Below are 17065 nucleotides of genomic sequence, written 5' to 3'. Positions count from 1 at the left end.
GGGGGGGGGGGGGGCCCCCGGGGGGGCGGCGGGGGGGCGGGGGGGGGGGGGGGGGCCCCGGGGGGGGGGGGGGGTTGGGGGGGGGCCCCCGGCCGGCCCCCCCCCCCCCGCCCGCACGTCTGGAGACCGCCCGTGCCCGAACCCTCTCGACGGCCGCCGGCGCCGCTGGCGGCCGCGGCCCTGGTGACCGTCCCCGGCGCCTACCTGGGCGCGGCGGCCTACCTGGGCCTGCCGGCGCCGGACCTGCCTCCGCCGCTGCAGGCGCTGCTGTACGGGACGGCGATCGTCGGGGCGGCGTTCCTGCTGTCGTGGGCCGCCGAGGCCGCGCAGGTCGACATCAGCGCGGGGCTGGCGCTGGCGCTGCTCGCGCTGCTGGCCGTGCTGCCCGAGTACGCCGTCGACTTCGTCTTCACCTGGACGGCGGGCACGACCTTCGGCGACACCGGCTCCTGCACCCCGCCCGACGGCGGGGAGGACGCCTGCGCGCTCGCGCTGGCCAACATGACCGGCGCCAACCGGGTGCTGGTCGGCGTCGGCTGGCCGCTGGTGGTGCTGGTGGCCGCGGTCGCCGTCGCCCGCCGCCGCCGGGCCGGGGACGACACGGCCCGCCGGCTGTCCCGGGGCGAGGTGCGGCTGTCGCCCGCCATGTCCCCGGAGGTCGTGTTCCTCGGCATCGCGACGCTGTACTCGCTGCACCTGCCGCTGCGCTCGAGCCTGACGCTGGTCGACTGCGCGGTGCTGGTCACCGTGTTCGTGCTCTACGCCCGCCGGCTGGCGCAGGCCCCGGCCGAGGACCCGGACCTGATCGGCACCTCGCGCTGGCTCGGCGAGCAGCCGAGGCGGCGCCGTCGCACCTGGGTGGCCGCGGTGTTCGCCGTCGCGGCCCTGGTGATCCTGGCCAGCGCCGAGCACTTCGCCGAGTCGCTGGTGGAGACCGGCGCCACGCTCGGGGTGGACGAGTTCCTGCTCGTGCAGTGGGTGGCGCCGCTGGCCAGCGAGGCGCCCGAGCTGATCGTGGCCTGCCTGTACGCCGCGCGGCTGCGGGCCTCGGACTCCCTGGGCACGCTGCTGTCGAGCAAGGTCAACCAGTGGACGCTGCTGGTCGGGACCATCCCGCTGGCGTTCGCGATCAGCTCGACGTCGTTCTCCGGGCTGCCGCTGGACACCCAGCAGCGCACCGAGCTGCTGCTGACCGCCGCGCAGTCGCTGTTCGCCGTCTCGCTGCTGGTGGGGCTGCGGCTGACCGCCGCCGGTGCGGGCGCGCTGTTCGTGCTCTTCGCCGTGCAGTTCGTCGGCAGCATCGTGCTGCCGGCCGACGCCGACCGGGTGCTGGTGCTCGTCCTGTCGGGCGTCTACGTGGTGCTCGCGCTGGCGCGTTTCGCGCTGCGGGCCCGCACCACGAGCCGGCTGGCCCGCGACGGCGTGGTCACGCCCTTCGACGAGCTCGAGCCCGCCGGCACCTGACCGCGGCGGGACTCGACGGCGGGGGTCAGCGCTGTGCGAGCTGGGTGGCGTAGAGGCAGATCGCGGCGGCGGCGGCGAGGTTGAGGCTCTCGGCGCGTCCGCTCATCGGGATCCGCACCCGCGCGTCGGCGGCGGCGGCCAGTTCCGGGGGCACGCCGCGGGCCTCGTTGCCGAACAGCCACAGCACCGGCCCGGCCAGCGCCGTCCCCAGCTCGTCGAGGGCGGTCTCCCCGCCGCCGTCGGCGGCCAGGACGGTCACCTCCCGTGCCTGCAGGCCGGTGACCAGCGGGCCCAGCGGCGCGCCGCGGACGACGTCGAGGTGGAACAGGCTGCCGGCGCTGGAGCGCACCGCCTTGCCGCCGTAGGGGTCGGCCGACCCGGCGCCGAAGACCACCGCGCCCGCGCCGCACGCGTCGGCGGTGCGCAGCACGGTGCCGGCGTTGCCGGGGTCGGCGAGGCCGGCCAGGGCGACGGTCAGCGCCGGCGGGTCGGCGAGCAGCCGGTCGGCGGGGACGTCGCGCAGCGCGCAGACGGCGACGAGGCCCTGCGGCGTCACCGTCTCCGACAGCGCGGCCGCGGCCTTCTCGGTGACCAGCCGGACCGGGACGGCGGTCGACGCCAGCAGGTCGCGGTGCGCGGCGGCGGCGGCCTCGGTGGCGAACACCTCGCGGACGGCGGCGGGGTCGGCCTCGGCCAGGGCGAGCGCCTCGGACACCGCCTGGCGGCCCTCGGCGAGGAAGGCGCCGGCGTCGTCGCGGCCGGCGCGGCGGGTCAGCCGGCGCGCGGCGGCCACCCGGCCCGACCGCTCGGTCAGCAGCTCGGCCACGGCGTCGGAGGGGGTGGATCAGGCGGCCTGCTCGCCGCCGGCCGGAGCCGCGGCGACGGCGGCGCGGGCGGTCTCCACCAGCGCGGCGAAGGCGGCCGGCTCGTTGACCGCGAGCTCGGCGAGCACGCGGCGGTCGAGCTCGATGCCGGCCAGCTTCAGGCCCTGCATGAACCGGTTGTAGGTCATGTCGTTCTGGCGCGCCGCGGCGTTGATGCGGGTGATCCACAGCTTGCGGAAGTCACCCTTGCGCACCTTGCGGTCGCGGTAGTTGTAGGTGGCCGAGTGGAGGATCTGCTCCTTGGCCTTGCGGTACAGGCGCGAGCGCTGACCCCGGTAGCCGCTGGCGGCCTCGAGGACGCTCCGGCGCTTCTTCTGGGCGTTGACCGCCCGCTTCACGCGTGCCACGTGAGTACTCCTTTATCGGTGCTGGAGGCGGGGGCTCTAGATGCCCAGCAGCTTCTTGAGGGTCTTGGTGTCGGCCGGGCTCAGGACCTGGTCCTTCTCCAGCCGGCGCTTGCGCCGCGAGGACTTGTGCTCGAACTTGTGCTGGTTGTTGGCCTGCTCGCGCATGAGCTTGCCGGTGCCCGTCACGCGCACCCGCTTGGCGGTGCCCTTGTGGGTCTTCTGCTTCGGCATGTCCTCGTCGTCCTGTTCGTGGGTGTCGGCGCCGCGCGGCAGCACGGGGCTGCCGCGACGGCGCCGGCCGTCTCGGTGGTGCGGTCCTGCGTGCGACCGGGTCAGGCCGTCGGGGTCTGTCCCTCGGCGGCCCGCTCGGCCTTGGCCTGGCGGCGGGCGCCGTCGGTCGCGGCCTGGTTCCGGTGCGGGGCGATCACCATGACCATGTTGCGGCCGTCCTGCTTGGGGTTGGACTCGACGACGCCGAGCTCGGCGACGTCGGCGGCCAGCCGCTGCAGCAGGCGGTAGCCCATCTCCGGGCGCGACTGCTCGCGACCGCGGAACATCACGGTGATCTTGACCTTGTCGCCGCTCTTGAGGAAGCGCTCGACGTGGCCCTTCTTGGTCTCGTAGTCGTGCGGGTCGATCTTCAGGCGCAGCCGCATCTCCTTGATGACGGTGAGCGCCTGGTTCCGCCGGGCCTCGCGGGCCTTCTGGGCGGACTCGTACTTGAACTTCCCGTAGTCCATCAGCTTGACGACCGGCGGGCGGGCCATCGGCGCGACCTCGACGAGGTCCAGCTCGGAGTCCTGCGCCAGTCGCAGCGCCTCGCCGATCGGCACGATGCCGACCTGCTCGCCCTCGGGTCCGACCAGGCGGACCTCGGGGACGCGGATACGGTCGTTGATACGGGGCTCGGTGATGGCCTCTCCTCTGCTCTTCACACGGGAGGAGTCGCGCCCACCCGCCACCGGGGACGACTCGGGCCCCGTGAGCTGCGCTCACAGGGCCCGTTCTCGCCGGTGGGGCACGGACCCGTCGCCGGGCCGTGCACGTCGCGGGGGACCCACCGGGGCGGGCCGGTCCTCCGCGAACCGGGACCTGGGCGCCTCGGCGGCGCCAGGTGGGAGCGGGCTCCTCTTGGTCAGCGGCCCGGGGCGGGGCCGCTGGGTTGGTGGTTCACGCGCCTCGTGTAGCGGGGAGGCACGCCCATGCTACAGCGTCGTGGACGGTCGAGACATTCCGGTCTCCCGGCCCCCGTGCAGGGGCCCGCCGTGAGCTCGCGAGCGGCGGGGGGCACGGGGGCCCTTCGCCGTTCCCACCCGTGACGTGCTGGAACGGCCACCCCTCAGGGTCCCGCGCCGAGCGTGCCAGACGAGGGGGGAAGGGGGTCCTGCGTCAGTCGTCGTAGAGCAGCGGGGGCGGGGCGGGCTGGGCCGCCCGGTGCGCGGACAGCAGTGCGCGCAGCCCCTCGACGGCGTCGAGCGCCCGCTCCCGGTCGGCGGCCTGGACGGCGAGCACGGACACCTCGTCGCCGTTGGCCAGCTCCAGCGACGCCCACGAGGAGTCCCGGTCGAAGCGCACCGCCCGGACCACCGACCACGGCAGCTCGTGCCGGACCAGCACGTTGCGCACCCGGACCCCGGCCGCGTCGGCGTCGACCCGCGAGGCCCCGACGAGCAGCACGCCGGCGCCCACGAACACCCCCAGGCCGGCCACCGCCACCTGGTCGGCCAGACCGAAGCTGACCACCCCGGTCGACGACGAGGTGAGCAGCACGGCCACGACCACCATGACGCCGACGACCAGCGCGGCGGCGACCGCGCAGACCAGGCGCAGCCGGCGCGGGACGGCGGTCACGGCGGCGGGGACGGCGGGCGTCGTCGGCACGTCCCCATGGTCCCAGGCGAGGCGCGGCCCCCGGACCCGGAGCGGGCACTGCCTGGCAGAGTGCCCGGCGTGGAGGTGCCCGGCGTGGAGGTGACCGGCCCGGCGCAGCAGGCCGCCTGGCGCGCGCGGACGGTCCCCCCGGTCGAGCGGGTGCGGCCGGGACTGTGGTCGGTGCCGGTGCCCATGGCCGGGCCGCTGCGGTGGGTCAACGCCTACGTGCTGGAGCTCGCCGGCGGCGGGCTGGGCCTGGTCGACACCGGCTGGGACGCCGACGACAGCTGGGCGGCGCTGTGCGCGGGCCTGGCGGAGCTCGGCGGCGACGTCACCGACGTGCGCGGTGTGCTGGTCACCCACATGCACCTGGACCACGTGGGGCTCGCCGCGCGGGTGCGGGAGGCCTCCGGCGCCTGGATCGCCATGCACCCGGCCGACGCGGCGGCGCTGACCTCGCTCACCGAGCGCTCCCCGGAGGACTCCACCGAGCACGAGGTGGCCTTCCTCGTCGGCCTCGGCGCCCCCGAGGCCGACGCGCGGGACGACGCCGGCACCCCCGAGCAGCGGGCCCGGTGGCGGCGGCTGGCCCGGCCCGACCGGCTGCTGGAGGACGGCGACCGGCCGGACCTGCCGGGTTGGTCGCTGCGCGCGGTGCACACCCCCGGGCACACCCCCGGGCACCTGTGCTTCGCCGAGGAGGGCGGCGGGCTGTTCTTCGCCGGCGACCACGTGCTCCCGCGGATCAGCCCCAACATCTCCACCACCCCGGCCGGCGCCCCCGACCCGCTGCGCGACTACCTGGCCTCGCTGGAGACGGTCGCCGGGCAGCCGGCCGGGGAGGTGCTGCCCGGGCACGAGTGGCGCTTCAGCGGGCTGGCCGAGCGGACGCGGGAGCTGCGCGCACACCACGAGCGCCGGCTGGCCGAGCTGCTGGCCGCCGTCCGCGCGCACCCGGGCGGCACGCCGTGGGAGCTGGCCGCGCACCTCACCTGGTCACGGCCGTGGTCCCAGTACGCCCGGCGGATGCGGATCTTCGCCGTCACCGAGACCGACGCCCACCTGCGGCTGCTGGCCGGCCGGGGGCTGGTCGTCGGGGACGGCGGTCAGGTGCCGCGCTTCTCGGCGGCGCGGCTGCGCTGACGCGGCACTATCCTGGGTCCGCGGCCGGGCGCCTGGAGACGACGGGACCGCCACGGCCGGTCCCCGCGAGGTGCCCGTGCGCCAGGACCTCACCCGATCCCTCCCCCTCGCCGACGAGCTGTCGGTCGTCTCGGCGCGGGTGTCGGGCCTGCTGCTGTCCGAGGAGACCGTGGCCACCGCCCTGGGCCTGGTCAGCTCGCTGCTGCTGGAGACCGTCCCGGCGGCCGTCGGCGCCGGCGTCTCGATCGTGGACCCCGCCGGGCGCCGGACGGCGGGGGCGACCGACCCGCTGGTCGAGCGCGCCGACGCGCTGCAGTACGAGCTCGACGAGGGCCCGTGCCTGGCCGCGGCCGCCGGCCGGGCGCTGGTGCGCGCCGACGACCTGCGGGCCGACCCCCGCTGGCAGCGGTGGGCGGCCGAGGCCGTCGACCTCGGGCTGCTGTCGACCGTGAGCGCGCCCCTGCTGGCCGGGGACCGCACGCTGGGTGCCCTCAAGGTCTACGGCGGCGCCCCGGGCGTGTTCACGCCCCACGACGCCCACGTGCTCACCCTCTCGGCCGCCCAGGCCGCCCTGCTGGTCACGCACGTCACCGCCCGGGAGCGGGCGCGCCGGGCCAGTGACGACCTGCGGCAGGCCGTGGCGGCCCGCGACGTGGTGAGCACCGCCAAGGGCGTGCTGATGGCCCGGCACGGGGTCGGCGAGGAGACGGCGCTGGGCATGCTGCTGTCCCGCTCCGGAGGGGACGCCGGCACGCTGCGGCAGGCGGCGCGGGCGGTGGTCGACTCCGCCGTGCGACGGCTCCGATGACCGGGCCGCCCGCCGGCGTGTCCGCCGAGGACCGGCGGGCACTGCTGCGGGACGCCCTCCGGCACGCCGACCTCACCCTGGACCAGCTGTGGCTGCGGTACTTCGAGCTGGGCGGCAACGCCGACCTGTTCGACCTGGAGACCCACCTCGGGGGGCTGGCCTGCCTGCCCGACCTCGACGGCGACCTGCTGGCCGTCGCCGTCAACGAGCGCCTCGACGAGCTCTTCGCCGCCCGCCGGGTGCCCTACTCCCGGCCGCTGCGCCCGCCGCGGCCCACCAGCGGGCCGCTGGCGGCGCTGCTGCGGCTGCTCGAGGCCACCCGCACCGCTCCCCCCGACCGGCTGGCGCCGCTCGCCGCGGAGGCCGGCCGGGCGCTCGGCGTCGACGTCACCGTGCACGTCGTCGACCACGAGCAGCGGGAGCTGGTCCGGCTCCCCGACGGCCGGGCGGGCGCCGACCCGGTCGCCGTCGACGGCACCCTCCCCGGGCGCGTCTTCCAGTCCGGGCAGCCGCTGCCCTCGGAGGCCGGCGGCGTCCCGCGCCTGTGGGTGCCGCTGCTCGACGGCGCCGACCGGATGGGCGTGCTGGAGGTGCGGGTGGAGTCCGACCGCGACCTCGAGGACCCCGGCCTGCGGGAGCAGTGCCAGTGGCTGGCGGCGATGGTCGCCCACCTGGTGACCGCCATGGGCCTGCACGGCGACGTCCTGGAGCGCACCCGGCGCACCCGCCCGCGGTCGCCGTCGGCCGAGCTGGTGTGGCAGCAGCTGCCGCCGCTGACCGCCGCGAGCGACACCTTCGTCCTGGCCGGCTCCCTGGAGCCCAGCGCCGCGGTCGGCGGGGACGCCTTCGACTACGCCCTGACCGAGCACACGGTGTCCATGGCCGTCCTCGACGCGGTGGGCCACGGGCTCGGTGCCGGACTGATGGCCGCCGCGGCGCTGGCCGCCTCGCGGGCGGCCCGCCGGGAGGGGCGCGGGCTGGACGAGCAGGCGCGGGCGGTCGACGAGGTGGTCGCGGCCACCTTCACCGGCAGCGCGTTCGTCACCGGGGTCCTCGCGGAGCTGGACCTGACCTCGGGGCTGCTGCGCTACGTGCGGGCCGGTCACCCGCCGCCCCTGCTGCTGCGCTCCGGCCGGGTGGTCAAGGAGCTCGCCGGGAGCGGGCGCGTGCCGCTGGGCCTCCCGGCGGAGGGGTTCTCCGTGGCCGAGGAGGCGCTGGAGCCCGGCGACTGGCTGGCCCTCTACACCGACGGGGTCACCGAGGCCCGCGACGGCCTGGGGCGCTGGTTCGGCGAGCAGCGGCTCATCGAGTTCCTGACCCGGGCGGTGGCGGCCGGGCAGCCACCGCCGGAGACGGTCCGCCGCCTCATGCACGCGGTGCTCGACCACCAGGGCGGGGTGCTGCAGGACGACGCCAGCATCCTGCTCGCCTGCTGGAGCGCCGGGGAACCGGGGACGATGGACCGGTGAGCTCCTCCCCCGACGTCGCGCCCGGGGTCGCCCCGCTGGCGGGGTACACGGTCGCGGTCACCGCCGAGCGGCGCCGGGAGGAGCTCGGCGCGCTGCTGCAGCGCCGGGGCGCCCGGGTCGTGTACGCCCCGGCCCTCCGGATCGTGCCGCTGGCCGACGATGCCGAGCTCGCCGCCGCCACCGCGGCCGTGCTGGCCGCACCGGTCGACCTCGTCGTCGCCACCACCGGCGTGGGGTTCCGCGGGTGGCTGGAGGCGGCCGCCGCCCGGGGCCTGCCGCTGGTCGAGCACCTGCGCACCGCCCGGGTCCTCGCCCGCGGGCCCAAGGCGCGCGGCGCCATCCGCGGCGGTGGGCTGGTCGACGCGTGGTCGCCGACGTCGGAGTCCTCGGCCGAGGTGCTCGAGCACCTGCTCTCGGGCGCGGAGGGGCCGCTGGCCGGCCGCCGGGTCGCCGTCCAGCTGCACGGCGACCCGCTGCGGGAGCTCGTCGCCGCGCTGCGCGCCGCCGGCGCGCAGGTGCTGCCGGTGCCGGTCTACCGGTGGGTGCCGCCCGCCGACGTCGGCCCGCTGCACCGGCTGGTCGGCGCGGTGGCCGCGCGGGAGGTCGACGCGGTCACCGTGACCAGCGCGCCGGCCGCGGCGAGCCTGCTGGCGACGGCCGGGGAGCTGGGCCTGCGCGCGGAGGTGGTGGCGGCGCTGCGGGACGGGGTGCTGCCGGTCGCCGTCGGCCCGGTCACCGCGGCGCCGCTGGCCGCCGCCGGCATCGCCGCCGCGCAGCCGGAGCGGGCGCGGCTGGGCGCGCTGGCCCGCGAGGTCGCCACGGCGCTGGCCGCCCGCGACCCGGTGCTGCGGGCCGGCGGCGCCGACCTGCAGGTGCGGGGGCACGCCGCCGTGCTCGACGACCGGCTGGTGGAGCTGCCGCCCGCGCCCGCGGCGGTGCTGCGCGCGCTGGCCGAGCGGCCCGGGGCCGTCGTGCCCGCGGCCGAGCTGGCCCGGCGGCTGCCGGCCGGCGACGACGTCGGGGCGGCCCTGGCGCAGCTGCGCGCCGCGCTCGGGCCGGCCCCGGTGACGTCGGTGGAGGGCGGCGCGCGCCTCGGCGGGTGACCCGGCCTGCCCCGCTGTGGGGACCGCGCCGCTCCCCGGCCGACGGCGGGCGCCGCGCCGGGCGATGATCGGCGCCGTGGCGGAGTACACGGAGACGGCACCGGGACGCGCACTGGTGGAGTCCGGCGAGCTGGTGGCCGGGACGATGGCGCGCACGGCCGCCGCCCTGCTGTTCGACGACGGGTCCGCGCGGGTGCGCCTGGACGACGCGCTGGCCGCCTGGCTGCGCCGCACCGCGACGGCGGCCGACGCCGACCCGCCGCCCCCCGTCTCCCCCCGCGCCCGCTGCCGTGCCGGCGCCGCGCTCGCCTTCGCCGCCGAGCTGTCGGTGACCCGCGCCGCGGAGGGCCGGGCGGTGCGCACCGACGGCTTCCTCACCGCCGGCCCCGGGGGTCGCGCGCCGGCCGACGAGGTCGGCGAGGCGGTGGTGCTCGCCGCGCAGGCGGCCACCGAGGAGTGGCGGGTGCGGCACCTGGGCTACCTGCTGGCCGAGTCGGCCGTCTCCGCCGACCTCGACGTCGCCGTCGTCTCCCGCGGGCTGCGGCTGGGCGCCGCGCTGACCGGGCGCCAGCTGGTGCTGCTGGCCGCCGTCGGCCGGCGCGAGCGCGCCCCGCTGCCCATGACGCCGGTGCCGCAGGACCCGCGCGGCTGGACCGCGTGGGGCGCGCTGGAGGACCTGGGCGAGCTGCAGCGCGGCGGGCTGCTCGACCCGCCGCCGGCGACCCCGCGCCCGGGCGGCTCGGCGCTGCCCCGGCTGCGGCCGGCCGACCTGCGGCTGACCCGCCGGGGCGTGCTGGTGCACCGGTTGCTGGCGCTGGACTTCGTGCGCGACCAGGCGGTCGCCGCCGCGCTGGCCGACCTGGCCTGACCTCCCGCTGCGCCCCGCCGTGTGTGCACGCACCGTCGTCGCGGGCGGCGGCCGACCGCGCGGCGTGCACGAACGGTGCCGGCGCGGCGGCGCGTCCTGACCGTCACCGCCCGCCGGGGAAGCGGGCGCGCAGGGCCGCGTGGACGGCGTCGGGGTACGGCTCGGCCGCGGCGACCGCCTCCCGCACCAGCTCCAGCGCCGCCGCGGTGCCGGTGCCCAGCGCGGCCGGTGACGGCGCCGTGGCGAGGACGTCGGAGGCCAGCAGCAGCTCGACGGCGAGGAGGTCCTCCAGCAGCCCGAGCGCGGTGTCGGCCTTGCGGACGCTCAGCGGCGCGCCGGTCGCGTGGTCCTCGACCCCGAGGTCCAGCGGCGGGACGTCGAGGGTGGCCGGCGCGGCCAGCTGCACCAGCTCCGCGACGACGGCCGCCGCGGGGTAGCGCAGCGCCAGCCCGTACGCGGCCGCGGCCGGCGGGCCGGTCAGCTGCCGGAAGAACGCCTCCCACAGGTGGGCCATCCGCCGGTCGGCGAGCTGGCCCACCTGGGCGAGGGCGATGCGCAGCGCGTCGGCGGCCAGCGCCAGCACCATCGGGTGGAAGTTGCCGTTGCTCAGCAGCGTGCCGTCCTCGACCGACACCAGCGGGTTGTCGGCGGCGGCGGCCAGCTCGCCCTCGACGGCGGAGCGCAGGGCGCCGACGTACTCCCGCAGCGCCCCGTGCACCTGCGGCACGACCCGGAAGGACAGCGCGTCCTGCACCGACGCGGCGCCGTCGGGGCCGAGCAGCGCGCTGCCGGTGAGCAGCCGGCGCAGGTGGTCGGCGGCGGCGAGCTGCCCCGGGACCGGCTTCGCGCGGCCCACCGCGGGGTGCAGGACCGACGCGTTGGCCCGCGTGGCCTCCATGGACACCGCCGCGGCGACGTCGGCGGCGTCGGCCACCCGCGCCGCCCGGGCGGCCACCAGCGCCGCCTGCCCGACCGACACCCCGTTGGCCGAGATCAGCGCCAGCCCGTCCTTGCCGGCGAGGACCAGGGGCGCGATGCCGGCCCGCCGCAGCGCCTCCCCGCCGTCCAGCACCTCCCCCCGGTACTCGGCCCGGCCCAGCCCGACGGCGACCTGCGCCATCCCGGCCATCTGGCCGACGTCGGCCGCGCCCACCGAGCCGGTCGCGGGCACCACCGGGTGCACGCCGGCGTCGAGCATCGCCGCCAGCGTCTCGGCGACCGCGGGCGAGGCCCCCGAGCCGCCGCGGGCGATGCCGGCCAGCCGGACGGCGAGGGCGGCGCGCACCACGGGCACCGGCAGCGGCGGCCCGATCCCGCCGGCGTGGGAGAGCACGAGGAACTGCTGCTCGCGGTGGATCTCCTCCGCGCTCAGCCGGGTGTCCCTCAGGTGGCCGACCTGGGTGGTCAGGCCGTAGACCGCGGCGCCGGACGCGAGGGCGTCGTCGACGACGGCCCGTGCGGCGGCGATGCGCTCCCGGGCGGTTCCGTCGAGCTCCACCCGGGCGCCGTGGACGACGGCGAGCAGGTCGTCGACCGACATGGGCGCGGTGCCGATCCGCACGGTGGTCATGGGCGCCTCCCGGGCCGCCGAGCCTACGACCGGCCGGGCCGCAGGAGGCCCGGTCCGTGCACGCACCGGGGCCGGGGAGGCCGCCGGGTCGCGGTGTGGGTCCACCGCGCAACGACGACGACCGTCACGGCACGTTCCGGCGCACCCTCGGGCGGGCACCGTCCCCCGAGCGGGCGACGAGCGAGGAGGGCGCACCGGGTGCCCGGAGGGACCCGGGCCACGAGACGGCGGGAGGTGCACGTGGACGGCGAGGACACCATCCCGATGCGGCGTCCCGACCCCGACTCCCCGGAGGCGCGCGGAGGCGCCGGCACCGTGGTCCCGGCCGGTCCCCCGAGCACCGGCCGGGCCGGCCTCGACCGCCGGCGCATCCTGGGCGCCGCGATCGAGTACATCGACCGGCACGGCCTGGCCGCGCTCACCATGCGCCGGCTGGGCGCGCACCTCGGCGTGGAGGCGATGGCGCTCTACCGCTACGTGCCCGGCCGCGAGCAGCTGCTCGACGGCGTCGTCGAGACCGTCGTCGACGAGCTGTACGGCGACCCGGAGGTGCACCTGCGCGCCGCCCACGGCTGGCAGGACTACGCGCAGCGCCTCGCGCACGGCGTGCGGCGGATCGCCCTCGCCCACCCGGAGGTGTTCCCGCTGGTGGCCACCCGGCCCCCTGCCGCCCCGTGGGTCCGCCCGCCGCTGCGTAGCCTGCGCTGGATCGAGTCCTTCCTCACCGTGATGACCGACAGCGGCTTCTCCCCCGAGGCGGCGGTGGCGGCCTACCGCGCCTACTCCAGCTTCCTGCTCGGCCACCTGTTGTTGGAGGTGTCGCAGAAGGGGGTACAGATCACCCCGGAGGACGCGCCGGAGGGCGTCCCGGGCACCGGCACCGACCTGGGCCAGTACCCGCTGGTGGTCGAGCTGGAGGAGCTGCTGTCCCGCGACGAGTCGGCCGCCGAGTTCGAGGAGGCCCTCGAGAACCTGCTCGACCGGTTGGAGTCGGTGCGGGCGGAGGGCCGGGTCCCCGGGGAGAAATAGGCCTGAGCGGGTTTACGCCGTAAACCGTCCGGGCAAGCCGGGAGTGGCCTGCTGACCCCCGGCACACCGCCGCACGAGGGAGCCGGCCACGACCAGTCCCCTTTCCGCGAGGAGCAGACGTGATCACCGAGCAGCAGATCAGCACCGTCATCGGCAGCACCGCCGTCGACCGCGACGGCGACAAGCTGGGCAAGATCTCCGAGGTCTACCTCGACGACGAGACCGGCCGCCCCGAGTGGGCCACCGTGCACACCGGCCTGTTCGGCACCAAGGAGACCTTCATCCCCCTGGCCGAGGCCGAGGTGGGCAGCGGCCAGGTCCGCTTCCCGTACGAGAAGGCCCGGGTGAAGGACGCCCCGCGCGTCGACGCCGACGGCCACCTGTCCCCGCAGGAGGAGCAGGAGCTCTACCGGTACTACGGCCTGGGCACCTCGGGCACCACCACCGGCCAGGGCCTGACCACCGGGACGACGACCGGCACCACCACCGGCACGGCCGGCACCGTGGGCACCGCCGGTGTCGCGGGCGGCGTCGACCGTGACCGCGACGGGGTCCGCGACGACCTCGAGACCCGCGGCACCGTGGGCCACGACACCTCCGGCCCGACCACCGACCGCGCGATGACCCGTTCCGAGGAGCACCTCAACGTGGGCACCCAGCAGGTCGAGGCCGGCCGCGCCCGCCTGCGCAAGTACGTCGTGACGGAGAACGTCAGCACCACCGTGCCGGTCTCCCACGAGGAGGTCCGCGTCGAGCGCGAGCCGATCACCGACGCCAACATCGGCAACGCCCTCGACGGGCCGGCCATCTCCGAGGAGGAGCACGAGGTCGTCCTGCACGCCGAGCGCCCCGTGGTGGAGAAGGAGGCCGTGCCCGTCGAGCGCGTCCGCCTCGACACCCAGACGGTGACCGAGCAGGAGACCGTCAGCGGCGAGGTCCGCAAGGAGCAGATCGAGGTCGACGGCGGCACGACCGGCGTCGCCGGCACCGGCACCACGACCGGCACCACCGGCCGCGACGAGCGCGGCTTCGTGCAGAAGGCCAAGGACGCCCTCGACCGCGACAACGACGGCAAGATCGGCCGCTGATCCCCGGCCCCTCCTGCGCGGGGGGCCACCGCGGCACAGCACCACCCTCGACGGGGCCGGTCCACCACGGACCGGCCCCGTCGCCGTGTCCGGGCCCGCCCGCGGCACCCGTGGTGTCATGGCGGCATGAGCGAGCAGGGGCCGACGGTCCACATCGGCGTCCCCGTGGTGCGGCCGGCCGAGCCCCGCGACGTCCCGCGGATCGCGGTCACCCTCACCGTGGCGCTGGCCGAGTCCCGCTGGGTGCGGTGGGCGCTGCCGGTCGACGGCCGGACCCAGCGGCTGACCCGGCTCGCCGAGCTCGACGCGCACCGCGGCATCGCCACCGGCACCACCTGGGTGAGCGAGGACGTCGACGCCGTCGCCTCGTGGCAGGCCCCCGACGGGGCGGCGGCCCCGCTGCCCGGCGACGTCCGCGCGGCGCTGGAGCGGGAGGTGCCCCGGCTGCACGCCGAGCGCGCCGGCGACGTCGCCGCCACCGAGGCGGCCCTGGCCGCGGCGCTGCCCGCGGGGCCGCACTGGCGGCTGCGGGCCCTGGCCACCCGGCCGCGGTCGCGCCGCCGCGGGCTCGGCGGCGCGGTGCTCGCCCCGGTGCTCGACCGCTGCGACCGCGACCGCGTGCCCGCGGCGCTGGTCGCCCCCGCGTGGGCGGTGGTGCGCTTCGCCCGCGCCCTGGGTTTCGAGGTGGTGCAGGCGACCCGCTCGGCCGACGACCGGCTGCCCCTGTGGGTGGCGGTCCGCCCGCCGCGGGTCCCGATGCCGGATCTGTAGGACCCGATCTGTAGGACCCGGGCTGTCGATCCGGGCGCTGCCCGTTCGTCCAGGGGGTGAGCGGCCGGTACGGTGCCGGCCGCCGTCCGACGGGAGGACAACCGTGCCGCAGTACCTGCTCAGCCTCCAGCAGCCCGACGGCGACCCGCCGCCGCCGGAGGTCCTCGACCCGATCATGCGCGACCTCGCGGCGGTCTCCGCCGACATGCGCGCGGCCGGCGCGTGGGTGTTCACCGCCGCGCTGCACCCCGCCGACACCGCCACCGTGCTGCGCCCCGACGGGGACGACGTCCTCGTCGTCGACGGGCCCTACGCCGAGGGCAAGGAGCACGTCGGCGGTTTCACCGTCGTCGAGGCGCCCGACCTCGACGCCGCCCTGGAGTGGGGCCGGCGGATGGCGCGGGCGAGCACCCTGCCGGTCGAGGTGCGCCCGGTCGCCGGCGGCAGGGTCTGACGACGGCGGTGCCCGACGTCGAGGCGGTCTTCCGCGAGTCCTACGGCCGCGCGGTCGCCGTCCTCACCCGCCTCCTCGGCGACGTCGACGCCGCCGAGGAGGCGGTGCAGGACGCGTTCACCACCGCCGTCGCGCGCTGGCCCCACGACGGCGTGCCGCCCAGCCCCGCCGGCTGGATCGTCACCACCGCCCGCAACCGCGCGATCGACCGGCTGCGGCGCGAGGCCGGCCGCGACCGGCGGCACCGCGCCGCGGCCCTGCTGACCGTCCCCGACGAGCCGCCCGAGGAGGGCGCCGTGCGCGACGACCGGCTGCGCATGCTGTTCACCTGTTGCCACCCCGCCCTGGCCCCTGCCGCGCGGGTCGCGTTGACGCTGCGGCTGGTCGGCGGGCTCACCACCGCCGAGATCGCGCACGCGTTCCTCGTGCCCGAGGCGACGATGGCCCAGCGCCTGGTCCGCGCCAAGGCGAAGATCCGCGCGGCGCGCATCCCCTACCGGGTGCCGCACGAGGCCGACCTGCCCGACCGGCTGCGCGGCGTCCTCGCCGTCGTCTCCCTGGTCTTCACCGAGGGGCACACCGCCTCGTCCGGGCCGGGGCTGGTCCGCACCGACCTGTGCGCGGAGGCGGTCCGGCTGGGCCGCGAGCTGGCCGAGTTGATGCCCGACGAGCCGGAGGTGCTCGGCCTTCTCGCGCTGATGCTGCTGGTCGAGTCACGGCGTGCCGCGCGGGTCTCGGCGACCGGTGAGCTGGTGCCTCTGGCCGAGCAGGACCGGGCGCGGTGGGACGCCGCGCTCGTCGCCGAGGGGCAGGAGCTGGTGCGCCGCTGCCTGCGCCGCGGCGCCCCCGGCCCGTACCAGGTGCAGGCGGCGATCCAGGCGGTGCACAGCGACCCGCCGACCGACTGGCGGCAGGTGGTGGCGCTCTACGACCTGCTGCTGGCGCTGGCCCCCTCCCCCGTCGTGGCGCTGAACCGGGCGGTGGCGGTGGCCGAGGTCGACGGGCCCGCCGCGGGGCTGGCGCTGGTCGACTCCCTCGACCTGCCGCGGCACCACCTGCTGCCCGCCGTCCGGGCCGACCTGCTGCGCCGGCTGGGCCGGGACGCCGAGGCGGCCGCGGCCTACGGCGCGGCGATCGCGCTGGCCGGCAACGCCACCGAGCGCGCGTTCCTCGAGCGCCGCCGGGCGGAGGTCAGTCCCACCGGCGGCGGGAGCGCTTGAGCTCACCGCGCTGCTTCTTGGCCTGGATCCGCCGCTCCTGCGAGCCCCGGGTCGGCTTCGTGCGGCGGCGGGCGGCCGGCGGCGGGGCGAGGGCGGCGCGCAGCACCGCGGCCAGCCGCTCGCGGGCGGCCTGCCGGTTGCGCAGCTGCTGGCGGTGCTCGCTCGCGGTGACGGTCAGGACGCCGTCGACGAGCCGGCCGGCCAGCCGCTGCGCCAGCCGGTCCCGCTGGACGTCGGTCAGGCCGGGCAGCTGCAGCGGCGCCACCGACAGCTCCACGCGCGAGTCGGCGGTGTTGACGCCTCGCCCGCCCGGGCCCGACGAGCGGGAGAACCGCCACCCCAGCGCGGCCGCGGGGACGACGAGCGAGCCGGTGACCGGCAGGTCGCCGGAGGTCTCGTCGCTGCCGGGCACGCGGTCCAGTCTGCCCGGGGCGCTCAGGCCGCCGCGGGCACCGGGTCGGCGCCGCCGGCCGCGCGCGGGTGGCAGCGCAGCAGCCGGCGCAGGGTCAGCCAGGTCCCGCGGCGGGCGCCGTGCCGCTCGAGCGCCTCGACGGCGTAGGCGGAGCAGGTGGGCGTGAACGCGCAGCACGGGGGCCGCCGCGGGCTGATCTCGCGCTGGTAGACGCGCACGGCGGCCACCAGCCGGTCGGCCGCGCGCGAGCCCGCGGCGCCGGTGCCGGAGGCGTGCACGTGCCGGACCGTCGTCGGCACGAGGAACAGGCCGTCGACGCCGCAGCCGATCGCGTTGGCCAGGCAGCACCCGGTGTTGAGGAACAGCAGGTCGCGCAGGCAGCCGCCGTCGCGGTCGTACCCGCGGCGGTAGCGCCCCGGCGGCGGCCCGTAGCCGTACCCGTACCCCGGGCCCCAGCCCGGCCGGGGGCCGTACCCGCGCCGTCGACGCCGGGGGCCCCAGCCGCTGCTCCAGATGAACACCACGGGCCCGATCCTGCGGGTCGCGGCGGCCGGGCGCAGGGC

Annotated in this window: 19 protein-coding genes; 11 read left to right on the top strand and 8 right to left on the bottom strand. The window is 77.8% G+C overall.

The features are described from left to right. Positions 1-132: 132 nt before the first annotated feature. Positions 133-1464 (top strand): sodium/calcium exchanger protein, encoded by a 1332-nt coding sequence (locus ACI8AD_RS22530; RefSeq protein ID WP_456872764.1) that lies wholly within the window; start codon positions 133-135, stop codon positions 1462-1464. Positions 1465-1489: 25 nt separating this feature from the next. Here ACI8AD_RS22530 and ACI8AD_RS22525 read toward each other — a convergent pair whose 3' ends face one another. From ACI8AD_RS22525 to ACI8AD_RS22505, 5 genes are all read right to left on the bottom strand, one after another. Further along, entirely contained in the window at positions 1490-2290 is an 801-nt protein-coding gene (locus ACI8AD_RS22525) for a TrmH family RNA methyltransferase (protein WP_456872763.1), read from the bottom strand. An 18-nt stretch (positions 2291-2308) separates the two neighbouring features. Next, complete coding sequence (rplT, locus tag ACI8AD_RS22520) at positions 2309-2695, bottom strand: 50S ribosomal protein L20 (RefSeq protein ID WP_089404795.1); 387 nt, start codon at positions 2693-2695, stop codon at positions 2309-2311. A gap of 36 nt (positions 2696-2731) precedes the next feature. After that, positions 2732-2926 carry a 50S ribosomal protein L35 gene (rpmI, locus tag ACI8AD_RS22515; protein ID WP_089405007.1) on the bottom strand — a complete coding sequence of 65 codons (195 nt, stop codon included), beginning with the start codon at positions 2924-2926 and terminating at the stop codon, positions 2732-2734. A 101-nt stretch (positions 2927-3027) separates the two neighbouring features. Next, complete coding sequence (gene infC / locus ACI8AD_RS22510) at positions 3028-3630, bottom strand: translation initiation factor IF-3 (protein ID WP_456872762.1); 603 nt, start codon at positions 3628-3630, stop codon at positions 3028-3030. 454 nt (positions 3631-4084) lie between these two features. Then, positions 4085-4576: a PH domain-containing protein gene (locus ACI8AD_RS22505; protein ID WP_456872761.1), complete on the bottom strand. Its 492-nt coding sequence runs from the start codon at positions 4574-4576 to the stop codon at positions 4085-4087. A 69-nt stretch (positions 4577-4645) separates the two neighbouring features. Here ACI8AD_RS22505 and ACI8AD_RS22500 point away from each other — a divergent pair, with 69 nt between their 5' ends. From ACI8AD_RS22500 to ACI8AD_RS22480, 5 genes are all read left to right on the top strand, one after another. Next, positions 4646-5710, top strand: coding sequence for an MBL fold metallo-hydrolase (locus ACI8AD_RS22500; RefSeq protein ID WP_456872760.1), 1065 nt, complete (start codon positions 4646-4648; stop codon positions 5708-5710). A 76-nt stretch (positions 5711-5786) separates the two neighbouring features. Further along, entirely contained in the window at positions 5787-6518 is a 732-nt protein-coding gene (locus ACI8AD_RS22495) for a GAF domain-containing protein (RefSeq protein WP_456872759.1), read from the top strand. After that, positions 6515-7987 carry a PP2C family protein-serine/threonine phosphatase gene (locus ACI8AD_RS22490; RefSeq protein ID WP_456872758.1) on the top strand — a complete coding sequence of 491 codons (1473 nt, stop codon included), beginning with the start codon at positions 6515-6517 and terminating at the stop codon, positions 7985-7987. Before ACI8AD_RS22495 ends, ACI8AD_RS22490 begins: the two co-directional genes overlap by 4 nt. Then, a complete protein-coding gene (locus ACI8AD_RS22485; RefSeq protein WP_456872757.1) occupies positions 7984-9090 on the top strand; it encodes a uroporphyrinogen-III synthase in 1107 nt (368 codons plus the stop codon). The genes ACI8AD_RS22490 and ACI8AD_RS22485 overlap by 4 nt, the downstream gene beginning before the upstream one ends. Before the next feature lie 76 nt (positions 9091-9166). Continuing rightward, positions 9167-9958: a hypothetical protein gene (locus ACI8AD_RS22480; RefSeq protein ID WP_456872756.1), complete on the top strand. Its 792-nt coding sequence runs from the start codon at positions 9167-9169 to the stop codon at positions 9956-9958. Positions 9959-10061: 103 nt separating this feature from the next. On the opposite strand, the gene ACI8AD_RS22475 is transcribed toward ACI8AD_RS22480, so the two are convergent. Beyond that, positions 10062-11528, bottom strand: coding sequence for an aromatic amino acid lyase (locus tag ACI8AD_RS22475; protein WP_456872755.1), 1467 nt, complete (start codon positions 11526-11528; stop codon positions 10062-10064). 240 nt (positions 11529-11768) lie between these two features. On the opposite strand from ACI8AD_RS22475, the gene ACI8AD_RS22470 reads away from it, so the two are divergent. The 5 genes from ACI8AD_RS22470 (at position 11769) to ACI8AD_RS22450 (ending at position 16090) form a co-directional block, all read left to right on the top strand. Beyond that, the gene (locus ACI8AD_RS22470) at positions 11769-12557 is read left to right on the top strand and encodes a TetR/AcrR family transcriptional regulator C-terminal domain-containing protein (RefSeq protein ID WP_456872754.1); all 789 of its coding nucleotides are present in this window, start codon (positions 11769-11771) and stop codon (positions 12555-12557) included. 119 nt (positions 12558-12676) lie between these two features. Beyond that, positions 12677-13645 (top strand): DUF2382 domain-containing protein, encoded by a 969-nt coding sequence (locus tag ACI8AD_RS22465; RefSeq protein WP_456872753.1) that lies wholly within the window; start codon positions 12677-12679, stop codon positions 13643-13645. Positions 13646-13771: 126 nt separating this feature from the next. After that, entirely contained in the window at positions 13772-14416 is a 645-nt protein-coding gene (locus ACI8AD_RS22460) for an N-acetyltransferase (protein ID WP_456872752.1), read from the top strand. Positions 14417-14519: 103 nt separating this feature from the next. Continuing rightward, positions 14520-14870, top strand: coding sequence for a YciI family protein (locus tag ACI8AD_RS22455; protein WP_456872751.1), 351 nt, complete (start codon positions 14520-14522; stop codon positions 14868-14870). A gap of 8 nt (positions 14871-14878) precedes the next feature. Next, positions 14879-16090, top strand: coding sequence for an RNA polymerase sigma factor (locus ACI8AD_RS22450; protein ID WP_456872750.1), 1212 nt, complete (start codon positions 14879-14881; stop codon positions 16088-16090). On the opposite strand, the gene arfB is transcribed toward ACI8AD_RS22450, so the two are convergent. Beyond that, complete coding sequence (gene arfB / locus ACI8AD_RS22445; protein ID WP_456872749.1) at positions 16062-16502, bottom strand: alternative ribosome rescue aminoacyl-tRNA hydrolase ArfB; 441 nt, start codon at positions 16500-16502, stop codon at positions 16062-16064. The two genes, ACI8AD_RS22450 and arfB, sit on opposite strands and share 29 nt — an antisense overlap. A gap of 23 nt (positions 16503-16525) precedes the next feature. Further along, positions 16526-17026, bottom strand: coding sequence for a membrane protein insertion efficiency factor YidD (gene yidD, locus ACI8AD_RS22440; protein ID WP_456872748.1), 501 nt, complete (start codon positions 17024-17026; stop codon positions 16526-16528). Positions 17027-17065: the final 39 nt, after the last annotated feature.

Source organism: Geodermatophilus sp. SYSU D00766, assembly GCF_054049915.1.
This window is presented reverse-complemented; position numbering and strand designations above follow the sequence as displayed.

What these genes read in the sequence shown, in the direction of transcription:
- rpmI (WP_089405007.1), bottom strand. Translation starts at nt 2,926, where the DNA reads ATGCCGAAGCAGAAGACCCACAAGGGCACCGCCAAGCGGGTGCGCGTG.
- ACI8AD_RS22490 (WP_456872758.1), top strand. Translation starts at nt 6,515, where the DNA reads ATGACCGGGCCGCCCGCCGGCGTGTCCGCCGAGGACCGGCGGGCACTG.
- ACI8AD_RS22475 (WP_456872755.1), bottom strand. Translation starts at nt 11,528, where the DNA reads ATGACCACCGTGCGGATCGGCACCGCGCCCATGTCGGTCGACGACCTG.
- ACI8AD_RS22460 (WP_456872752.1), top strand. Translation starts at nt 13,772, where the DNA reads ATGAGCGAGCAGGGGCCGACGGTCCACATCGGCGTCCCCGTGGTGCGG.